This is a genomic window from Alloprevotella sp., assembly GCF_057240785.1.
Genome location: NZ_DBHHRH010000032.1, coordinates 14,240 through 38,126, shown reverse-complemented (window position 1 = coordinate 38,126; position 23,887 = coordinate 14,240). Strand labels below are relative to the sequence as shown.

10 protein-coding genes and 2 pseudogenes are annotated in these 23,887 nt (G+C 40.6%); 10 read left to right on the top strand and 2 right to left on the bottom strand.

All coding sequences use genetic code 11. From position 1 onward, the window contains the following. Positions 1–164: 164 nt before the first annotated feature. Positions 165–350 (top strand): hypothetical protein, encoded by a 186-nt coding sequence (locus tag ACO4R2_RS07285; RefSeq protein WP_484769735.1) that lies wholly within the window; start codon positions 165–167, stop codon positions 348–350. 83 nt (positions 351–433) lie between these two features. Here the strand turns inward: ACO4R2_RS07285 and ACO4R2_RS07280 are convergent. Further along, positions 434–673: pseudogene (locus ACO4R2_RS07280) on the bottom strand (IS982 family transposase); the annotation flags it as partial. Between the two features lie 297 nt (positions 674–970). Here ACO4R2_RS07280 and tig point away from each other — a divergent pair. From tig to ppdK, 9 genes and pseudogenes are all read left to right on the top strand, one after another. Then, positions 971–2,329 carry a trigger factor gene (gene tig / locus ACO4R2_RS07275; RefSeq protein WP_484769734.1) on the top strand — a complete coding sequence of 453 codons (1,359 nt, stop codon included), beginning with the start codon at positions 971–973 and terminating at the stop codon, positions 2,327–2,329. A 162-nt stretch (positions 2,330–2,491) separates the two neighbouring features. After that, complete coding sequence (clpP, locus tag ACO4R2_RS07270) at positions 2,492–3,157, top strand: ATP-dependent Clp endopeptidase proteolytic subunit ClpP (protein ID WP_484769733.1); 666 nt, start codon at positions 2,492–2,494, stop codon at positions 3,155–3,157. Positions 3,158–3,162: 5 nt separating this feature from the next. After that, entirely contained in the window at positions 3,163–4,413 is a 1,251-nt protein-coding gene (gene clpX, locus ACO4R2_RS07265; RefSeq protein ID WP_484769732.1) for an ATP-dependent Clp protease ATP-binding subunit ClpX, read from the top strand. Positions 4,414–4,643: 230 nt separating this feature from the next. Continuing rightward, a complete protein-coding gene (gene recQ, locus ACO4R2_RS07260) occupies positions 4,644–6,824 on the top strand; it encodes a DNA helicase RecQ (protein WP_347719605.1) in 2,181 nt (726 codons plus the stop codon). A 21-nt stretch (positions 6,825–6,845) separates the two neighbouring features. Next, the gene (locus tag ACO4R2_RS07255) at positions 6,846–8,537 is read left to right on the top strand and encodes a glutamine--tRNA ligase/YqeY domain fusion protein (protein ID WP_484769731.1); all 1,692 of its coding nucleotides are present in this window, start codon (positions 6,846–6,848) and stop codon (positions 8,535–8,537) included. Positions 8,538–8,808: 271 nt separating this feature from the next. Then, positions 8,809–9,056 (top strand): annotated as a pseudogene (locus ACO4R2_RS07250) (GlsB/YeaQ/YmgE family stress response membrane protein); the annotation flags it as partial. Between the two features lie 87 nt (positions 9,057–9,143). After that, positions 9,144–9,443, top strand: coding sequence for a glutaredoxin-related protein (locus tag ACO4R2_RS07245; protein ID WP_311490402.1), 300 nt, complete (start codon positions 9,144–9,146; stop codon positions 9,441–9,443). Position 9,444: 1 nt separating this feature from the next. Then, positions 9,445–9,849, top strand: coding sequence for a translation initiation factor (locus ACO4R2_RS07240; protein WP_484769730.1), 405 nt, complete (start codon positions 9,445–9,447; stop codon positions 9,847–9,849). Positions 9,850–10,372: 523 nt separating this feature from the next. After that, positions 10,373–13,096, top strand: a complete 2,724-nt coding sequence (gene ppdK, locus ACO4R2_RS07235) for a pyruvate, phosphate dikinase (RefSeq protein ID WP_484769729.1) — start codon at positions 10,373–10,375, stop codon at positions 13,094–13,096. 612 nt (positions 13,097–13,708) lie between these two features. On the opposite strand, the gene ACO4R2_RS07230 is transcribed toward ppdK, so the two are convergent. Further along, a complete protein-coding gene (locus ACO4R2_RS07230; protein WP_484769728.1) occupies positions 13,709–23,869 on the bottom strand; it encodes an LPD3 domain-containing protein in 10,161 nt (3,386 codons plus the stop codon). Between the last annotated feature and the right edge of the window lie 18 nt (positions 23,870–23,887).

Below are 23,887 nucleotides of genomic sequence, written 5' to 3'. Positions count from 1 at the left end.
ATTATTCTACCCTAATGATATTTGTGCGCTTTATTTGACAAAACTGTGTTCGTTTTTAGAGACAGAAAATGCTCGTTGAAAAGAAAATACTGAACTAGCTACCAATTTCTCCCCCTCTTCTTTGTGGAAAAGAAAGGTAAATCTTGAGATTTTCTATAAAATCTATGACAGAAAGGCAAGGAAATAGCTTTTTTCTGCTTATTCTGTTAGAAAATACAATAAGAATGTCAGCTGATTTCCTTATTGTATTTTTAATTTCTCAAGGAGAAAATAAAATTTGTAGTATAGAAAATAAAATTTGTAGTATAGAAAATAAAAATTCTCCTTTTGAGGAGGTGCTTTTATTTTGAGTTATTTCCACTCGCAGACAATAATTTTATTTTTTACGCCATTCTCACGGCTCTAAAAAAGCGAAAAATATTTACAAATACTGATATATCTGTAAATATTCAGAAAAACTAGCGAACGAGATCTGCCTAATAAACCGAATTGGGGTTATGAGAATTGTAATCATTTCAGCATCGCTCATTCGCCCTCTTCTCTTGCGATGTTTTGGACTATTGGCAGAAGGATTAGAGAGCGAAAGAGAGGTTTTGTTCAATTCTAAATGATATTCTTTGCAGAAATCATCTGCAATACAATAGATTTCCGTAACTTTGCTGACAAGTTTCATGAGGATTGTTATTTTGTTATATGATTGATTATCAACAGTAAATATACAAAAAACAATCCTCTTTTTAGGCTTTTATTGAAACTTTTTTTGAGGAAAAAGAAGTACTGCTTATCCCGAATTGGGGTGTCTAAGATATTTATAGGAGGTTAAGTTATAAACTTATTAATGATGTTTGCTGCTGTGTGAGGGAATGATAGGTTTGAGCAAAAAAGACATATAATAATTTGATGCTCTAAGAAGAATGTGTTATTTTTGCAAGCCGAATTCTCAAAGCGAATACAAATATAATTATATAATATGAATATCTCATTAGAAAAGAACACGCCCGTCACTGCTGTCATCACTTTGAAGATGGAGAAAACTGACTATGAGGCTGACGTAACAAAAGCAATTAAAAACTTCTGTCAGAAGGCGCAGATGCCAGGTTTTCGTCCTGGTAAAATTCCTTTTGGCATGGCTAAGAAAATATATGGTGCCCAGGCTAAGATGGAAACTATCAATAAGCTTCTTTCTGATAAGCTCTTCTCGTATATTCGTGAAGAGAAGCTGAATATCCTCGGCGAACCATTGCCTAATGAGCAACAGCAAACTCAAGATATCGAAAATCAAGATGAGTTTGAGTTTAGTTTTGATGTGGCTCTTACGCCTGAGTTCAAAATAGAACTTACAGACAAAGATACTATCGACTATTATGAGATCGAGGTAAGTGAGGAACAAATTGACCAGCAAGTAAAGGCTTTGACACAGCAAGCCGGTCACCCTGAGGAAGTAGAGGAATATAAAGAAGGTGATATACTTCGCGGTTTGCTTGCAGAACTTGGCGAAGATGGTCAGCCTCTCGAAGGTGGTGTACAAGTAGAAAAGGGCAGTCTTATGCCTCAATACATGCAGTCTGATGACCAAAAGAAAATCTTTGACGGTGCAAAGAAGAATGATGTTCTGACGTTCAATCCTGCTGAAGCTTATGGTAATACGGAGTTGGCCTCTCTTCTTCATATAACAAAAGAGGAGGCAGAAAAACATAAAGGCAACTTTAGCTTCCAGGTTGATGAAATCAGTCGCTATGTTCCAGCAGAGCTCAATCAAGAATTCTTTGATCGTATGTTTGGCAAGGATACCGTGAAGAGTGAAGAAGAATTCCGCGGAAAGGTGAAAGAACAACTGGCTAAGCAGTTTGAGGCAGATAGTGACTATAAGTTCTTGCTCGATCTTCGTGCCTATGCAGAAAAGAAGGTGGGTGAACTGGAATTCCCCAATGAGATGCTGAAGCGTATAATGATTGCTAATAATAAAGACAAAGATGCAAGCTTTGTTGAGGAGAATTTTGAAAACAGCATTAGGGAATTGAAGTGGCATCTCATTAAAGAGCAATTGGCTGAAGCGAACAAGGTGAAAGTTGAAGATAAAGATATTAAAGCAACAGCACTTGAGGCTGCTCGATTCCAGTTTGCTCAGTACGGTATGGCAAATATTCCTGATGAATATCTAGAGCAATATGCACAACAGATGCTCAAAGATCAAAATCAAGTAAATGGTCTAGTAGAACGTGCTATTGATAAAAAGTTAACAGATGTTCTTAAAAAAGTAGTAAAACTGAACCGTATAGCTATTTCTCAAGAAGACTTCGGTAAGCTTTTTGAAGAAAAGAAAGACTAAATTTTTATTGTAAGATTATGACTATTAGAGTAGGGGCGGCCAATAAGGTTGACCCCTATTTGCTAAGAGATAAGAATCTCTAATAAAAATAAACTTAGCTTTTGGCATAAGCTTTGTAGTGTTCTATAAAGCATTATAATAAAGGAATAGACATCAATTTATATGATAAAATCAGATTTTGAGAAATTTGCTCTATCAAAGGGCATTAGCAGCATGACAATAGATTCAGCTGTGAAGGCACAAGCTCAGTACTTGAATCCCTACATCCTTGAGGAACGACAATTGAACGTGACACAGATGGATGTATTTAGTCGTCTTATGATGGATAGAATAATCTTTTTGGGGACTCAAATTGATGACTATACTGCTAATACACTTCAAGCACAATTACTCTATTTAGATTCTGCTGATCCAGGGAAAGATATTTCTATCTATATCAATAGTCCAGGTGGTAGTGTTTATGCGGGTCTGGGCATTTATGACACTATGCAGTTCATTGGTTCTGAGGTTTCCACGATATGTACTGGTATGGCAGCGAGTATGGCTGCAGTCTTACTTGTAGCTGGTAAAGAAGGAAAGCGTTGGGCGTTACCGCATAGTCGTGTGATGATTCATCAACCAATGGGGGGAGCACAAGGACAAGCAAGTGATATTGAGATTACTGCTCGTGAAATTCAGAAGTTGAAAAAAGAACTTTACACTATTATAGCAGATCATAGTCATCAATCATTTGGTAAAGTCTGGGCTGATAGTGATCGTGACTATTGGATGACAAGTGAAGAGGCAAAGGCATACGGTATGATAGATCAGATTTTTACGAAAAAATAATAAGAATGTCTAATAAAAAGCATTGTTCCTTTTGTGGAAGAAATGAGGATGAAGTAGATTTATTGCTTTCTGGCCCAGAAGGATGTATTTGTAATGATTGCATTGAAAGAGCATCGCTAGTACTTAAAGACGCAGGACTCTATTCTAATTCTTCGTCTGATCGCAATAAGAAAAGTAATCAGCCTATCAACCTACGAGATATCCCAAAACCTAAGGAAATTAAGGAATACCTTGATCAGTATGTAATAGGTCAAGACGATGCAAAACGCTATCTTAGTGTCTCTGTTTATAACCATTATAAAAGGTTAATCAAGTTAGAAGATACCGCGAAGAAAGATGATGTGAGTATTGATAAATCCAACATCATTATGGTGGGAACTACTGGTACGGGAAAAACCTTACTGGCGCGTACTATAGCAAATCTTTTGGATGTTCCTTTTACTATTGTGGATGCTACTGTTTTTACAGAAGCTGGATATGTTGGAGAGGATGTGGAGAGTATCTTGAGCCGTCTTTTACAGGAAGCTGACTATGACAAAGAACGCGCTGAGCGAGGTATAGTTTTTATTGACGAAATAGATAAAATTGCTCGTAAAGCAGATAATCCCAGTATCACTCGCGATGTGAGTGGAGAAGGCGTTCAGCAAGGTTTGTTAAAATTGCTTGAAGGATCTGTGGTAAATGTTCCTCCCAAAGGAGGGCGGAAACATCCAGATCAAGATTATATCCATATTGATACACGAAATATTCTCTTTATTTGTGGTGGAGCGTTCGATGGAATAGAGAAGAAAATAGCTCAGCGCCTCAACACTCATACTGTTGGCTATAATTCCGTGGGCAATATAAAAAAAATAGATCCAAAGAATTTAATGCAGTATATAGAGCCCATGGATCTGAAGAGTTTTGGACTTATCCCAGAAATCATTGGGCGTCTACCTGTTTTGACATATCTTAATCCCTTAGATAAAGAAGCGTTGCGGCGTATCCTATCTGAACCCAAAAATAGTTTGGTGAAGCAATATATTGAGCTTTTTCGCTTAGATGGTGTTACTCTTGAGTTTGAAGATGAAGCGTTGGATTATGTCGTAAATAAAGCACTTGAATATAAACTTGGTGCACGTGGATTGCGCTCGATAATGGAGAGTATTATGATGAATGTCATGTATGAGACCCCTTCTACACGAAAGAAGAAATTGGTCATTACACGCGAATACGCAGAACAGGAGTTTGAGAAAGAAAGAGGTAAACTTGCTTAATCTCTATTTTATTTAACAATACACCAATTTTATAATCCAGCTAATTCCATCTTTGCCTAACAAAGTGAGATTGGCTGGATTTTTCTTGTGTTATAGATTAGATATAGGGGAGCTTTGTTAAAAATATAGCCGATTTCATTAGTTTTTGTATAGACATTTCTAAAACTTTGTTTTATCTTTGTTCTGCCGAAACATAGTAATATGTATATATCATGAGGACATATAATGGTATGATAGAAAGGTCTGAAATACATAGAGCACTAAAGAAGTATTTTGGTTTTGATTGTTTCAAGAAGAACCAAGAAGACATTATTCTATCCTTGCTTAGTGGTAAGGATGTCTTTGTTCTGATGCCTACAGGTGGAGGAAAGAGTATGTGTTATCAGTTGCCTTCTTTGTTGATGCAAGGAACGGCAATTGTAATATCCCCGCTAATAGCATTGATGAAGAATCAAGTGGATGCAATTCGTCATACCTGTGAAGAAGATGGTGTCGCTCATTTTATAAACTCCTCACTTAATAAAAGCGATATTGACCAAGTAAAATCAGATATACTTTCAGGTAAAACAAAACTTCTCTATGTCGCTCCTGAATCTTTGGCAAAACGCGAGTATGTGGAGTTTTTGAAAACCATAAAGATTAGCTTCTATGCTGTAGATGAAGCTCATTGTATATCTGAATGGGGACATGACTTTCGTCCAGAATACAGAAATATTCGATTGGTTGTAGATGAAATTGGCCGTGCTCCTATTATAGCTTTAACCGCAACTGCGACTGACAAGGTTCGACTTGATATCAAGAAGAGTCTTGGCATTCAAGATGCGGATGAATTTAAGAGTTCTTTTAATAGGGCCAATCTATATTACGAAGTTAGGCCTAAGACTAAAGAGATTAACAAAGAAATTGTTACTTTCATTCGTCAGAATGCAGGTAAAAGTGGTATTATTTATTGTTTAAGTCGCAAGACCGTTGATGAACTGGCAAAAGTATTGCAGGCTAACGAGATAAAGGCAAAGCCATATCATGCAGGTTTAGAGCCTGATGAACGTTCGCAGACTCAAGATCTATTTCTTATGCAAGACATTGACGTGATTGTTGCTACAATTGCCTTTGGTATGGGTATAGACAAACCGGATGTTCGTTTTGTTATTCATTATGATATTCCTAAAAGTCTTGAAGGCTATTATCAAGAAACCGGTAGAGCTGGACGTGATGATGGTGAAGGAAAATGCATTACATTCTATTCTCCTGATGATTTGAAGAAATTGGAGAAATTTATGGAAAAGAAAGGAGAGCAAGAGCGAGAAATAGGCTATTTACTTTTGGCAGAGACAGCAGCTTATGCAGAGAGTTCTATCTGTCGTCGTAAATTGCTTTTACATTACTTCGGAGAGGAATACCCTAAAGATAATTGTGGAAATTGCGACAATTGTTTAAATCCAAAAAAGAAAGTGGAAGCTAAAGAAGAATTGGAGAAAGTTCTTAATGTGGTTCTTGCAACGAAGGAAGTCTTCAGAGCGGAACATATTAAGGATATTCTTATGGGACATAAAACGGAGAGTGTCCGGGATTATAAACACTATGAATTAGATGATTTTGGATGCGGAGAGGATAAAGATGAACATCTTTGGAATGCAGTAATCCGTCAAGCACTACTAACTGGTTATCTCAATAAAGAAATAGAAAATTATGGTGTTTTAAAGATTACGGATAAAGGACGTCGGTTTATGAAAGAACCTGTATCTTTCCAAATCATTGAAGACCAGGACTATAGTGAAACCTCTACTACCGAACCTGTGCAGAGTGGAGCTGATTGCGCAGTTGCTCCAGAATTGTATGACATGCTTTTAGGTTTGCGAAAGAAGATGTCTAAAGAACTGCAAGTTCCTCCTTATGTGATCTTCCAGGATCCTTCATTAGAAGCTATGGCAACGGTCTTTCCACAGACATTGGAGGAATTAAAGAATATTCCTGGTGTTGGTGAAGGAAAGGCTAAGCGTTATGGACAAGCTTTCTGTGATTTGATCCGTAAGTACTGCGTAGATAATGATATTGACCGCCCAGAGGACATTCGTATTCGTACCGTTGCTAAAAATTCAAAACTAAAGATAGCAATCATTCAAGCAATAGATAGAAAAGTTGCATTGGATGATATTGCTACTGCAAATGGTATTGAATTCGAGGAACTTTTAGATGAAATAGAATCTATTGTTTATTATAGTGGAAATAAAATAAATATAGATTATTTCATAGAAGACGTTATGGATCCAGATGTTGTAGATGCAATTTATGAGTATTTTCGAGAGTCAGATACAGACGATATAGATGTCGCCCTTGAAGAACTCTCCGAATATGAAGAAGACGAAATACGATTAGTACGAATCAAATTTATGTCAGAGATGGCTAATTAAAAAACGAACGAGTAAAAAGATATGACTACATCAATAGAAGAACCAATGAAAGAAAATCTGAACTTTATTGAGCAGATTGTAAAGGATGATTTGGCTGCAGGGAAGAACGGGGGGCGTCTGCAAACACGCTTTCCACCTGAACCCAATGGATATATTCATATAGGTCATGCAAAGGCTATATGTATGGATTTTGGCGTAGCTGAAAAATTTGGTGGAGTATGTAATTTGCGTTTTGATGATACTAATCCTCAAAAGGAAGATACCGAATATGTTGACGCAATTTTGCGTGACATAGAATGGTTGGGCTTCAAGTGGGAGAATATTTATTATGCTTCTGACTATTTCCAACAATTATGGGATTTTGCCGTTCGTTTAATAAAAGAGGGCAAAGCCTACGTAGATGAGCAATCTAGCGAGGAAATAGCTGCTCAGAAAGGAACTCCAACTGAACCTGGCACTCCAAGTCCTTATCGGGATCGCCCCATTGAGGAAAATTTGGAACTCTTTTCAAAGATGAATACGGGAGAGGTTGAGGAAGGTAAGATGGTACTACGCGCAAAAATTGATATGGCCAACCCCAATATGCACTTTCGCGATCCAGTGATTTATCGAATTATAAAACATCATCATCATCGCACAGGTGACACGTGGAAAGCTTATCCTATGTACGATTTTGCTCATGGTCAAAGCGACTTCTTTGAGGGGGTGACACATTCTATTTGTACATTGGAGTTCGTTCCTCATCGTCCTCTCTATGACTTTTTTATCGATGAACTGAAGGAACAAAAAGACCTAGAAGATAATCGTCCACGTCAGTTTGAATTCAATCGTCTTAATTTGACATATACTGTTATGTCAAAGAGAAAACTTCTTGCTCTTGTTCAGGAACATCTTGTAGATGGTTGGGATGACCCTCGTATGCCGACAGTTTGTGGTTTACGTCGCCGTGGTTATTCTCCTGAATCAATCCGCAAGTTCATCAATATGATTGGTTATACGAAATATGATGCGCTTAATGATTATTCTATGTTGGAAGCTGCAGCAAGAGAAGATTTAAATAATCGAGCCTTGCGTCTTAGTGCTGTCCTCGATCCAGTGAAACTCATTGTAACGAATTATCCAGAAGGACTTTCAGAGGAAATGCTTGCAGTAAATAATCCAGAGAATGAAGCAGAAGGAACTCATTCAATAACATTTAGTCGTGAACTTTGGATTGAACGCAATGATTTCATGGAAGATGCCCCGAAGAAGTTTTTCCGAATGGTTCCTGGTAAAGAAGTTCGTTTGAAGAATGCATATATTGTAAAATGTACAGGATGCAAGAAAGATGAAGCAGGTAATATAGAGGAAATTTATTGTGAATATGATCCTGAGAGTAAAAGTGGTATGCCCGGAGCTGATCGTAAAGTGAAGGGTACTTTACATTGGCTTAGTGCCAAACATTGTTTACCTGCGGAGGTTCGTATTTATGATAAACTTTTCAGTATTGAGAACCCTGCTGCTGACGAGCGTGATTTCCGTGAGTTGTTAAACCCTGATTCAAAGAGAGTCGTAAATGGCTATGTTGAGTCCTATGCGGCACATCCAGGACTTACTCGTTACTTGCAGTTCCAACGTATTGGTTATTTTACTTTCGATGACGACTCAACGCCAGAGCACCTTATTTTCAACCGTACTGTTGGCTTGAAAGATAGTTTTGCAAAGAAGAAATAGCGATAAATACTAATTTTTTAGTTGCCCAACAAAACATTTGCTATAAGATGAGATTTTTGTTGGGCAACTTTTGTACTCATCATGTACAAAAATAAAGGAAGAATATGTCCGACTCTTAGCGGCAGCTAAGAATCGAGCATATATTTAGTATTTTAGAATTATTCTTATCCTTCCTTTTTTACTACATTTGCAAAAAATAATATTTAAGAAAGGAACGCTTGATGTATGTTTCTTAGTAATGACAGATACTGTAAAACTGTAAAACGAAGAAATGCTTGAACATATTGAAGAATTCACAGCGTGCTCCATCTTGGCAGGGATTGTTATTGGTTATGTGTTGCTAATCGTATTATGAGCGGTAAAGGAAAGGGGTGCTGTTAGAACCTATTTATAGGAATAATAGGCAGTTACGCTGGTTCTTTTATTAGTTGTGTGTTGAATATAGAACTTTTTGATAAAGGAGTTTTAAGCAATTTCGTTTTCTGCGTATTAGGTGCTATTTGTGTTTTGTGGATTTGGAATTTTTTTTTGACTAGTAAATGCTCCTCTCGTAATTCTTCTTATTTTCGTTTTATACTTGTTTCTATATCAAAGAATAATCCTGACATGATAAAAGTTTTTGTTATGAATACCTGCCCTGATTGTGAAGATATCGAAGGGCAAATTAAAAATGATTCTCGTTTTGAATTGATAGATATTAGTAAACACATTCGCAATCTAAAACAATTCCTAAAATTGCGTGATTCGCATCCTGCCTTTGACAAAGTGAAAAAGCAAGGAGCAGTAGGAATACCCTGTTTTTTGCTTGAAGATGGTGCTATAACTTTTAGACCTGAAGATGTGGGGTTAAGATCTGATGTAGAATCTATAGGAGCTGTCTGTAATCTTGACGGCAGTGGTTGTTGATATGACCGGAACAGATTGGAAAAGTGCCTTAGCTGCTCTTGGTGAGAGATGTGAAGGTGAAGAAGCTAAGAATAAATCATACGTTATTCGAAAAAAGCGTAGAGGAGTTGTTTTTTCTACAAATCCAGACTATGATTATTCAGAATGTGAAGAGGATGAACCTAAAAAGCTTTTGAACCACCAGCAAAAACTTCATTTGAGTATGGAACGATCAGGTCGTGCTGGTAAGACGGTTACAATCGTAAAAGGTTTCGTTGGTACTGACGCTGACATGAAAAAACTTTGTAAACTTTTGAAGCAGAAATGTGGAGTAGGAGGGAGTGTTAAAAATGGAGATATTATTATTCAAGGCGATCATCGCCAGAAACTTCTGGATATACTAAAGGCTGAAAGCTTCCCACTATAAGTACTCTCCTTTACTCGAAACTCTTATATTTTGCAAAATATACAATAAAGAAGTCAGCTGATAGCCTTATGCTATCAACTGACATTCTTATTGCATTTTTTTACGCAATAAGGATCTTCTTGATAATCTTATATAAGTTTTATAGTCGCTTTTTGACGGAATGGCGAAGGTACATCTTTGTAATTATGTCGGACGATGTTTTTTGAGAGACATATCAATTTTCATTGATTTTTTATAATAGAAGCTATATTTAGAGGCGGCATTTCTCTTGCTTATTTCTTGTAAACGAGGATAAACTTTCTAGATATTCTAAGATGATTATATCTCAGTCTTCTGAAATAATCATTTTTCCAAGTTATAAATTAAGAAAAGTTGAAAGAAAGTACATATAATGACATTTAATTCCTCTCAAATGTTAATAGAAGAATATATAAAACTAGTAAAACGCTTTGTTGAGTGAGCAGAAAAATATAATTTTGCCTATTATTCTCAAATTATAAATTTAAAAAACTTCAAAATGGCTATGAAGGGCGGAAAGAGAGTTTACACATTTGGTAACGGCCAAGCAGAAGGTCGCGCCGATATGCGTAACGAATTAGGTGGCAAAGGTGCCAACCTCGCAGAAATGAACCTTATTGGAGTCCCTGTTCCTCCTGGGTTCACCATAACAACAGATGTCTGCAACGAATACTACGAGATTGGGCATGACAAGGTCGTAGCACTTATCAAAGATGAAGTGGAACGTTCTTTGGCGCATATTGAAAACTTGACAAACCAAAAGTTTGGAGATGCGGAAAATCCTCTCTTGCTGAGTGTTCGTTCAGGTGCTCGCGCGTCAATGCCTGGCATGATGGATACTATTCTAAACCTTGGCCTTAACGACACTGTTGTTGAAGGCTTGGCAAAAAAAACAGGAAATCCTCGTTTTGCTTATGATGCTTATCGCCGCTTTGTTCAAATGTATGGCGATGTAGTGATGGAGCTGAAACCAGCTTCAAAAGAAGAGATAGATCCTTTTGAGGAGATTATCGAGAAGGTAAAGGAACAAAAAGGTGTTAAGACCGATAATGAACTTGACACTGAAGACCTGAAGAATTTGGTGAAACTCTTTAAGGATGCCATCTTGGAACGTACAGGAAAACAGTTTCCCGATGACCCTATGGAACAGTTATGGGGAGCTATCTGCGCTGTATTCGATAGTTGGATGAACGAACGTGCTATCCTCTATCGTAAGATGGAAGGAATTCCACAAGAGTGGGGTACAGCTGTAACCGTAATGGCTATGGTCTTTGGGAATATGGGCGAGACTAGTGCTACAGGTGTTTGCTTTAGCCGAAATGCAGCAACTGGTGAAAATGTCTTCAATGGTGAATGGTTGGTAAACGCACAAGGCGAAGACGTAGTTGCAGGTATTCGTACTCCACAGCAAATCACTTTGGCAGGAAGCCGCCATTGGGCTGAATTACAAGGTATTTCTGAGGAAGAGCGTGCTGCAAAATATCCTTCTATGGAGGAGGCTATGCCCGAGATGTTCAACGAATTAGATGCCCTGCAAACTAAGTTGGAAGATCACTACCGCGATATGCAGGACATGGAGTTTACAGTGCAGGAAGGCAAACTTTGGTTCCTTCAGACACGTAATGGAAAACGTACAGGAGCTGCAATGGTTAAGATTGCAATGGATCTGCTTCGTGAAGGTAAGATTGATGAGAAAACAGCCATTAAGCGTTGCGAGCCGTTGAAACTAGACGAACTTTTACACCCTGTATTCAATAGGGAAGCACTGAGTCAAGCAAAAGAGCTTACACGTGGTCTCCCAGCAAGTCCTGGTGCAGCTTGTGGTCAGATCGTATTCTTTGCTGATGATGCAGAAAAGTGGCATCATGATGGACATAAAGTCATTCTCGTTCGTCTTGAAACTAGTCCTGAAGATCTTGCAGGTATGGCCGAGGCGGAAGGTATCTTGACAGCTCGTGGAGGTATGACGAGCCACGCAGCAGTGGTTGCTCGAGGTATGGGTAAATGTTGCGTTAGCGGTGCAGGTGCTGTAAATGTTGACTATAAAAAACGTATCATTGAAATTGATGGCCAGATTTTGAAAGAAGGTGACTATATCTCTCTGAATGGTACAAACGGCCATGTTTACAAAGGTGAAATTCCTACGCAGGCAGCAGAACTCAGCGATGATTTTGCAGCTCTGATGGATTTGTGCAGCAAATACACACATCTTCAGGTACGTACCAATGCTGATACTCCACATGATGCTGAAGTTGCAAGCCGTTTCGGAGCTGTAGGTATCGGCCTCTGTCGTACAGAGCATATGTTCTTCGATAATGAGAAGATTATCGCTATGCGCGAAATGATTCTAGCAGAAGATGCAGAAGGGCGCGAACGTGCTTTGGCAAAGTTATTACCTTATCAGAAGGAAGACTTCAAAGGCTTATTCAGAGCTATGAACGGATATCCCGTAAATGTACGCTTGCTTGATCCACCACTCCATGAGTTTGTTCCTCATGATACTCTCGGCCAACAGACGATGGCAGAGGAAATGGGCGTTAGTGTAGAGACTATCAAGCAGCGCGTTGAAAGTCTCTCTGAGCATAACCCAATGTTGGGACATCGTGGTTGCCGTTTGGGTAATACTTTCCCCGAGATCACCGCAATGCAAACACGTGCTATTCTCATGGCTGCTTGTGAACTGAAAAAAGAAGGACTTGATCCTCATCCCGAAATCATGGTACCTTTAGTTGGTAATGTTCATGAGTTTGAAAATCAAGAACGCGTGATTCGTGCAGAGGCTGCAAAGGTTTTTGCAGAACAAGGCCTCGAAATCAAGTTCAAGGTTGGCACAATGATTGAGATTCCTCGTGCAGCTCTTACAGCTGATAAAATCGCTACGCATGCAGAATACTTCTCATTCGGAACAAATGATTTGACGCAGATGACCTTCGGTTATAGCCGTGATGATATCGCAAGTTTCTTGCCGGTCTACTTGGATAAGAAGATCTTGAAAGTTGATCCATTCCAAGTTCTCGACCAAAAGGGTGTAGGTCAGCTTATTAACATGGCTGTAGAAAAGGGGCGCTCAGTTCGTCCCGAACTAAAATGTGGTATTTGCGGCGAGCATGGAGGTGAACCAAGTTCAGTTAAGTTCTGTCACAAGGTTGGTCTTAACTATGTGAGCTGTTCTCCATTCCGCGTGCCTATTGCACGTCTCGCTGCAGCTCAAGCTGCCGTAGAGGAATAAACGAGTACATTTTATAATTAAGTAAATATGGATAGGCACTTGTTCAACAGGAGCTTGTCCATATTTTATGTTTATGAAAAAACTAAATAATCAATAAATGAATCTATAAAATAGGAGTTCTCAACATTTTCAAGTAGTTTTGCAACAGGAAGAGTTGAGTAATCAACTCTTTTAATAGAGCTATTCAGTGCATTGCTCGTTGGAGAGCCACTTATGATTAGCTCTATTTCTGTAACTCTATAATCATACATGAACATTTCCTTTACTCTGTGTATGTCATGCCTTCAATCTCTACAGCACCATACATGCGATGTACAAGCATATTTCCATCACCAATACCATTGTCTGAATTACGTTTCCCATTAACTTTCTTATAGTCGGAATGTTCCTCTACTTCTATACTACTATCAATAACGTCTAGTAACTTAGTGAGAACTGCAATATGTACACCAATATTCTCACTATTCAGTGTAGATGATTCTTTCTATCTATTCTGGGCTTCTCAAAATCTTTCAGTATATTTGCAGCAGAGATGAGGACTTGTTTGTCTATTTCCTGCTGAACCTGATGTGACGCTGAGGAGAGATAAGCAAGTCCTTTTTCTTTATCTGCCTACATCAAAGTATGATTATTCACAATAGGCTCTATAATATTCTTAAACACCTCCATGAGTTGAGCACCTGCGGCATCAAGCTTACCCTGCACCTTAACACCCTTCGCATTCACCTTGCTGCCTTTAATCGCTTCCAGTGCGCCCAATGCTTTTTCGGCTCTCCTCAACTGGTTCTTCACCATGATTTCCATCACCTTCTGCACATCTCTGTCGATGTCATTATGGCCCACACTATTCCGCACAGCAGCAAGTAAACTCTTCACTTCCTGTTGCGTCATATCGCCTATGTATCCATTATTCATCAACACACGTGCAAGGTCTGAAACACGTTTCACTGTTGCCATATCAAACTTACGCTGCAGGCTCATTGCCTTGCGCAAATCTGCAAGGTTGTTGCCGATAGCGCGCATAGCATCATTGCGAAGTGTCTTATTCTCTTGGTGCTTATCGGCAAGGCGCATAGCAGCAGCAGTAGTGCGCTCATATAGCCCCATACTCTTGTCCTTCCAAATATCCTCCGTCTCTCCTCCGTCGCGGTAGAGAATAGGATTTTCGTCTGCCTTTCGGCTCTCATCAAGAACTTTTTTACCACTATCGTAGGATTTCTCAACATCTTTCAGTAGCTTTGCAACAGAGATAGAACTGTTTGATGTCATTGCCACAGGTCGGTTGCTGGTTTCAATACCACCAACGGAAGGCGCATCAAGCAGTTCAATTTTTGTAAGCTCATAGTTGTGCGCATTTGCGTTTCTGTTCGTATCTGCATATTCTCTAATTGTGGTCTTCACACGATAGAGTTTACCATCAATATTTACAGCACCATAGAAACGATGCATCAATGACTGCGCATTAACTTCGTTCTCGACACTTCGTTTGCTCGACTTGTCCTTGGCATAGTCTGCATGCTCTTCTACCTCAATACTATTGGCAATGACATTAGGCAACGTCTTAAGCACGGAAAGATGTACTCCTAAGTTCTCACTCTTGGCAATCGAAGAGGCCGATACATACTTTTCTATGGATTTACCACTGATGTTATAGTCGAATTCAATACCATCACTATTGGTAGCAGTATGCATACCAGTGATATTGTCCTTTGCCCACCTTTCAGCACTGCGCAAAGCGTCTTTGCCCGTTCCTGTAAACGAATGTCTCGGCACATCCACCACTTTCACTTCCGCACTATTAAGCCCAGGCATAACAACTCCTTTCTCTTCTACAGCTCGTCTCTGGCGCGCCTTGAAAGTGTCGGGAGTATCGCCCATACGCATCCGTGCTGCATCACTCAAGCCCAACTCCTCACGCATCACCATGTCGCGTGCAAGGTCTATCGGGTGCTCCTTGCCATGCTCCAAACGCTCCTTGCTACGCCACAACATATAGCGCAACTCATTATCGCCAAGCTCAAACCACTTCGGCAGCTTCAAAGATTCCAAGAACTTATCCAATAGCTTACGAACAACCTCCTTGAGTTTCTGCCACAACGTGCGCTCGCCCTCGCTGAACTCCTCAAATGGTTTCTCTGCCATGTCTCCGAACAACTCATCAACAGCAGTTCTGCGGTGCTGCTCGTAGCTCTTCGCACGCTCTCCATTCTTGGTGCTATCATCTACAAACGCACGACCCGCTTCTGCATCAATGCCCTGCTTCAAATCACCACGCAGATGCTCGTAAACCTCATCAAGGAACTCATCATAATGTTCCTCGCCCACAAGTTCGCGAAGTCCCTTGTGTGCCACAGTCTCGTGCATCACCGTTGCAGCCACATCCTCCACATCACGATTGTTAGGCAGAACAACCACAACCTCACCAGTCCTCACATCATACCAGCCCTTTGAGTTGCGTTTGCGTCTCTCCACCTCAGCATTCGAATGTGTAATATCTTTCACATCCTCCACAATCTTGATAGGAGTGTGCAGCTTGTCAGACAACTGAACAGCTTCATTACGCATAGCCTCTCTATCATGAGAGGGTTCTGATGACAAAGCATTCTCACTGAGTGCAGAATGATTCTTCTCATCTATTGTGGGGTTCTGAAAATCTTTCAGTATATTTGCAGCAGAGTCCAAATCAAGATAGTCCACCTCAGCGAGATTGATTCGCTGTTGGTCTATTAAGGTTTGGATTTTTTCTTTGTTTAGATAATCAGCCTTACCTTGTGAAATCCAATTCAACCATTCTGCGTTATCTTTAGGGAATATACCTCGAACATCTGATATTTCCATTCCTCTATGCGACTGATTGAAATGTACACCTACAAGGAATTGTTTCCCATTGTGTTCAATACCTACAATAACATTCTTAGCATTATTGCCGTATCGGAAAATCGCAATGGGGTTATTTATTTCTTTGACAAGGTCTTTTACTTCCGAAAGCTTAAAGATATGATTCGCTTGCCTTGATTTTTCAGAAAGTCTCGTCGCGCTTAATTCAATCGGCATAGTGGGGAAACCTGCGGCAAGCAATATCTCCCCAGGCATCCCTAACTGATAGACATGCCCTGCTGGCAAAGTGCCATCAATCTGCTTTTGCAACTCCTCATTGAACCGCTCATTCACCTCTGCCAATTCTCGCGCAGCTCTTTCTTCTTGGCGGAATCGAATATCATCAGATTTACTCGCTTCCTCCACAGCTTTGGCGCGGGATTCTTCGTTGCCTGCCTCATATTCAACGACTTTCAAACCTGCATCCCGCAACTGCTGCTTAATTTCAGCATCAGTGTTGTGAGGCACTACTGCCGCGGCAAACTCATCAAACGTAACTGGACGCTCAAACTTTGTCTCAAAATACATTGAAGGACGCTCTTCCTTGATTGCCTTAACCATATCTTTGAGACGCTGTGTATCCTCGTCAGATAAAGTCACGCCATACTCCTTCTGTAGGTAAGCTTGAGGGTCGGCTTTAGAAGCAGCTTCTTGCAAGCGTGCGAAGCCATAATCATCATATGCATTAGCATCGGGCTGCAACTTCCTTGAGAGGTCAACATAGACATCCTGCCACTTCTCTTCAAAATCGTCAAGTTCTTGATGGTCGTTTGTAAGCTTGCCTTTCTTTTTTCTGATACTATCAAGGCTTGTGTTAGCCTTCATCACACTTGCAGCGAAATTTGAAAAAGAAGACCCAATGCCATTAGAGGCGTTGCGACCCTGCTTCTTCATCAGCTTAGATACATTCTCCAAAGTGTTAGGAACATACCTGCGCATCCCTGAAGGAGTAAAACCATCAAAGATTACCTCTTTCGTCTGATAGCGTTCGTTCAAGCCATCTGTCCATTTTTTGTAGTCGTGTTCTAAACCATCTTCTTTTATCTTTTTATTTGCAGCATCAAAGGTCTTTTCTATGCTTACTCTCCCTTGTGTATTTTTATCTCTCCACACTTCATCGACAAATCTTTGTAAGACATCAATAGGGCGACCATACTTTTCAGCATCTCTTAAATAGATTAATGCTTTTTCATAACGGAGAGACCCTGGCTTTTTATTAGAGAGAATTTCTTTATGCTTGGCTATATTTCTTTCATATGATTGATTAAACTCATCGAAGTCGCCATTAAGTTCCGTTTTTACATATAGATCAACTAATTTCTCAATATCGTTTTTGGACAAGTCATATACATTAGTAACCTCATGCATTATGTCACCAAAAGCTCTATGGACTTCTTTATTATACTTTGGCTTAATTGTTTCAAAATCGGGTGCTTTCCCTTGCTGGAATAAATAAAGGTATGACAATTTTGTATCAACGCGATTGTCTAACCAATTCCTTAATGCATTGCGTACACCGAGTTGCATCTCATTTGGAAGAGCCTTAATGTCATGTTCCATTACCAGACTACCTTCTCTGCTCATCTGTCGTTCAACAGAAGGATACATCGGTGTCCACGCATCACCCTCAAACGTTCCTGCATTCTTTCCCGTTCGCTTATTGATTTTATCAGAAGGCATAATCAGCGAAATCTCGCCATACCCCGTATGTTGCTGCTTACTTATGTCTATAACCGCAACGCTCGGATTTGCCAAACCGCCTTGCTTGATAGCCTTAGAAAGTTTATCTGCGCTTATATTGTGAATACCAACAAGCGTCCTCTCGCTGCTGCCCTTACTTTCTCGATAACGTATATCATCAGATTCTTGAGAAAACTCACCATTGTTATCCGTAGCACTCTTGATTTGATTAGGTTCAAATACGACGGCTTCTTGTCTAAGGTCACCATTGTAGAAAACACCATCATAGCCCTCTTCCTCTAAGTTCTCTCTGAAGTCAACAGACATGTCTCGGGAATTAGCTTCTGCAAGTTGATTGTTCTCTTTACTCGTAGCATAATACGGGTCACGGACATTTAAGAATACGCCCATTTTAATATTACCGTAACCGGAACCCTCATTTTCATCACCATAGAAATAAAAACCGTCACCAAGCCAACCTGCATCAGTATGTGTCCCATTCCTTTTCGAATCGAAAACACTAAAATTATTGTTAGTGTTGTGATAGAACACCATAGGCTCACCGTTCTCATCAACGAATTTTGAACTGTTGGTTTGCAGAATGGAAACTAACTTCGTATCTTTGCTATCGGTAACAGACGGATTAGGCTCTGCCCCCGTTGACATAAAACCATTATCAACTGCTTGTCCATTAATTTGGTCAAGCAGTTTGCCTTTTTCTATCTCAGTCAAGGCGTGGTCATAATATTTATTACCATTCTCATCAACCCCAATGGTCAACTTTGCCGTATAGTCTACGCCAGCAATATTCAAACCAACAACGTAATAGCGATATGTCGGATATTGAGCATTGAGTTTATCAGCCTTTTCCTCCGTAATAAAAACGGACTGTTCCAACATTTTCGGGACAGCAATGAGGCTCTTCAGATGGGTTTCGTTTCCCATACTATGAGAGGTAACTTTATTGATGCCCTTTCTTCCAATAGCGATTTTTTCCCCTGTGTCGGCAATGGTATACTCACCCCGTAGGTTATCCTTTATCCACGCCTTGGCACTATCTCGGTTCAATTCATACTTTCCTTTGTATTCTTCCCCTGTAATAACCACAGGCTCACTCTTACGCAGCTTCTCAATCCGCGCAGCCTTTTCCCAATCACCAAACCAACTCTTGAAAGCTTTGGTGCGCACTTGTGCCCACTGCTTCTCCGTCAGTCTCGTAGGCTCACCGTTCGGAGCTTTCATGTAAGTGCCGCTCTCCTTGGCGTGCTCAATGATTGCACGCTCTTCTTCAGAACCAGTAGATACTTGCTGCTTTTCTACCTTCTCTGATGCGGCACCTTTCAAGTCAGTTCCATTCGTCAAGTCATACAGAACTCTGTCCGTAATTTCATCCACAGAGCTAAACTTCTTGATGCCGAACAAATCCTTTCCGACCCAGTTCCAGAACTTCTTCAACGCACTCTTCATACGCTCGAGCAATGAGATAGCCTTTGCCTTGTCCACATAGTCCTTAGCTTCGTCTATCATCTTCCGTGCTTCGGCTTCCATCTTCCCAGCGTTTTTCTTTCCGCTGATGCGGCTCAACGCCTCGCTGGCTATAGCATCTTCATCATCAAGAATATCCTGATAGTTCTTGTCTTTCAACACCTCATCCCACACAGGGGTATCGCGGAGCAATTCTTTCACACTCTGCCACCCCTCTTTATTGCGCTCCTTCATGGCCCGCGCCCATAGGTGAGTGTACTCATGGATAGGCGTGTTAGGGTTCAAACCATCCTTGGTAAGATAAATCTTACCGCCAACAGTCCAACCATACAGCGTACCAGATGGCGTCTTCATGAATTGCACATGATCCGTTATCTTCAGGTCTTCCTCGTCAAAGATAACATAATTCCGAGCATCGTCTTCGCGACCGCCACTTCTATATTGAGCAGGGTAGGAGATGCCAACAACACCTTGCCTGTGTAAGAATTCGCTGGCCTTTTTATCACTGCCCAGATAAGAGGATATATCACCATAGATGTCTTTTCCAAAACTAAAATCTAATTCGGAAAGTTCTTTTCTAAGCTCCTTCTTAGCTTGCTTACTGTCATAGAGATGATCATCATCTGTTGAAAGAATCTCATCATACAGCGCATCAATAAAATGGTCTGTGTTTATACCGCTTCTATTATCTGCATAATTTTTCGTATAGTCCAGATAGTTGCTTCCTGTGTCGTCAGGAATTTCAACAGAGTAGAGATGACGAGCAGGCACAGTCATATACTTTTCAAATAAAGCTTGGACATCCTCTTGGACAACATCATCCATAGATCGTTCCAAAGCCCGTCCTAACTCTTCTATCCCTTTTTCGTCAAGGGTACTCACGTCTATCTCATTAGGATCTTCCCAACTATCGAATTCATTAGGATGCTCTTTGAAATAATCTAAGAAATAATTAAGAGTTTCAGGGTTTCTATTAACATTGAATATTTCAAAGCCACCATCGTTATACGCATAATCCAACCCATCACGACTACCGAAGACCTCCTCTATATATTCATTTGCTTCATCATAAAAAGCCTCCTCATCGAAGTCAAGATTTCCATGATTAGCTTCAGCATACTGTTCCCCTATGCCTTCAACCTCGGTCACATACGTTCCCCAGCCGTACGCTTGCTGACCTTCACCCTCTCCCATATGAGAATGGTCGAACGCGTCAAAGTCAGCACCACTACCATGGTACACCATGTGAAGCTCCGCACGAGGCACATTCACCTCCTGCACCTCAGCAAGCCCTGTAGTATCCTTATATTCTCCGCTGTACAATGCCTGCTTGATGCTCTTCAGAATCTCAACCAATGGTTTTCCTTCAGCACGACGAAGTTTAACAGCATTATAGTAGAATTCTGTTATGTGAGCTTCGCCATCATTAGTTAATTTAGCATTCTCTTTTGGAGTAATAACGATACTAAGACCTTCGCTCTCTCCATTATTATCAAACGTAGAAACCTTAGCATTGTGATTAGCCAAGCGGATGGTAACCAGTTTCCCATTCTTTGTTTCAAAAGAAGCATACTCACTGTTGCTACCATGTCTTGTTGCTCCCAAAACTTTAGCAATGTCACCAATCAAAGTATTTGGCTTATTACCTTTTAATTTTTCGTATTCCTCAATGGCATTATCCAAACCTTTTAATACCTTTGTGCCATCAGCACTTGAGACGACAGTATGATGATCCTGCATAGCAGGGGAGGCGGTCTCAAGTGCTCTTTTTTGTTTCGCACTCAATTCCACCCCTTTTTGTTCTCCAAGCATCACTGCTGCCTGCTCATCCGAAACCACTTCAACAGGTACACCCGCACGCTTCAAACCTTCCAATGCCGCATCAGTAGCCAAGCGTTGAGATTCAGTATCTGCCGAAAGAAGAACATTACTGAATTGTTTCAAAACGACATTACCCGTATTATCATCCTTAGCTTCTTGCTCCACTTCTTGTTCTGATGGATAAGGATTATCCAGTGCTCCATCGGAAACCTCCTCCTCACCTTTCACCGTAGGAGCTTCGTAAGCAAAGTTATTGTAACCAGCATTATAACGAGCCTTTTCTTCACCTTGGATAATCACAATTGCTTTTCCAGCAGAACTTTCTGCAACAAGAAATTCCTTATCAGTCCCGAATCTCAAGTCATCAGCACCAACGCTCTTTGCCGCACGCAGCATCTTTTGCAGGTCTACTAATTGACAGCAGACAACGTTGCCATCCTGGAATTTAATGTAAGCCAAAGCTCCGTCCACTTCATACTTTTTTGCCTTTTCTGCTTTCATTCTTGCCAGCGCACCATTGACAAACTCCAGAAGCGGCTCAGTCTGTAAACCTGTAGGAATAGTTTCTTTAGGGATAGCACCTCTCCAGTCTGGGAATTTCCCCTCAATGACATCACCTTTACTGGTAATAATTTTACCCTCTTTTGCTTCATCATAAGCCTCTTTATGCGCAAACATAACGACCCCATTCGTAGCAACAGCCATCCCTCCGTCATAGTAGACGCCTCCGAACATCGGACGGCGAGGGTCTTTTATTGTAATGTCGAACACAGTAAAAGGCTTCCTCTTCTTCTCAGCAATAGGCTCTATAATGCCTTGCTCGCGTTTTACCTTATTAAATGTTGCTTGTATTATAGGCTGATACTTCTCAGAAGGGCTTTGCACATTATCAATCTTCACACCCTTATATTCCGCAAACGGCTTTGTCTTACGATGGCTGCTGGAAATCCACTTCTCGAAATCTTCAAGGTCTGTAGTAGACACTTCTATTCTGCGTCCATTCTCCCAACCTTTTTCGTAGTTAGCAAGATAGTTACTCTTGGCGTCATCGGCATCATTGAAGCCTAACATCACCTTATGCTCGTCAAACGTACCATCAGGATTGTATTGATCCACTACAAAGACCTTACGTCCATTCCAACCGTCAATGTCATTGGAAAGGAAAACGTCTATATGGTCACCGTCTACACCCTCTGTACCGCGGAAGTATCCGTAAGTGTTGTTCATTTTGCTTTCCCACTCCTTGCCGTCAGCATCCTTACCTCTGCGCACACTGCCTTTGGGCTGCTCAACAGAAATGTCGAAAGCCCCAATCTGTACATGCCCTTTCTTGTAATTTCCTGCTTTCTTCTGCCCTTCAGTAGGATTTGTATCTGTGGCATTTTCAGCAGCTTTGATAGCATCATGTTGAGCTTTCACAGCAGCTACGCGAGCAGCATAGTTCACATAGTCCTCCCCATCTTCGATAGGAGCAGGCGTAAATTTATCCTCCTTTCCTTGCCACTCTTCAGAGCTTTCCGTAACTTTGCCCATAGGATCATTGCCATGGTTTGATGCGCTGCCAGTAGGCTCGTTGCCTTGTAGGGCTTCATTGGTGGTAACATTTGCAGGAGCAACACCTGTAGCAGAAGTTTCTTTCGCGCCCTTCTCCCATAGCAATGGTCGTTTATGGAGTCCCTCTATTCTTTCGTATCCAGAAGTTTTGATGCCATAGTATTCTCCTCTTTGTGAGTCTAACAATACGGTCACCGCACGTCTTCCAGTACGACTTCTGCCATTTTCAATAGAGAAAATTATCGCTCCTTTGTCGCCTTGACGTACATGGTCGAAATTATCCATAACATCAAGCACGAAATCTATTGCATCATCTGCATGATGTAAGCCCATTTCTTTCCCATGCCTGTCAAATACATGCTTTAACATGGACGGTGTAAGACGGAAGGGGGCTTTAGGCTTACCTATTTTATCAAATACTTCATCAGGAATATCCGCTAAATCGATATTACCATCATTATTCTGATAGAAACTTTCTCCATTCTCGGAGGTTTCGGAGCTTAGCGTATAGGTTTCTTCTTCGCTTCCTATATTGCCTGATGGAGTAGGAGAAAACTTTTCCTCCTGCTCTTGCCACTCTTCAGAGCTTTCCGTAACTTTGTCGGCAGAAGAGATTCTTTGAGGAGTTAATCCCGAGCCCTTTGTCGCAGTCTCGGCATCTAATGGCTGCACATAGTCCAAACCTTGCCTCTCTGCTGAAGAGGTAGTTGCATCTTTCGGAGTGCGCCAAATTATTTCTTCATCAGTTAAGAGTCGTAGCAATCTGTTACGGCTCTTTTCTTGACTTGAAACAACAACTTCTTTTCCTTCTTTACTTACCGTTACAGAAGTAAAATAATAATAGCGTAAACCATCTGATTTCCTAAATGCTTTCACAAAGATGTAAGAAGAACCACGCTCTGTAATACTACCTTCTTTAGCTTCACTTGATGCTTCGATAATCACATCTGGATTTTCGAGTGTAGGCTTAATCATACCAAGTTTACTTTCTCGGCCCTGACGCATAAGCTTCGCAAACTGGTTTTCTCCCATCTTTACTTCTCCTAGCGGAGTCTTTACAATGCCTTCTTCCCCAAATAAGGTATCCCAATTCGAGATAGTCAATTCTATTTCTGGAGCTATTTCTGCATCATCCTCCATTTTATTAACCAGAGATACTGCCTCGTCTCTTCTTGTCAAAGCGAACTGTTCATGCTCGTCTTCTTCGCTTCTTGTATTGCCTGATGGAGTAGGAGAAAACTTTTCCTCCTGCTCTTGCCACTCTTCAGAGCTTTCCGTAACTTTGTCGGCAGAAGCAGTGTCTTGCGGAGTAGCTGTGTCATTCCGCTTGCCTTTCGAGGTATCAGCAGTGTCCATCCTATTGTTGGTGGCACT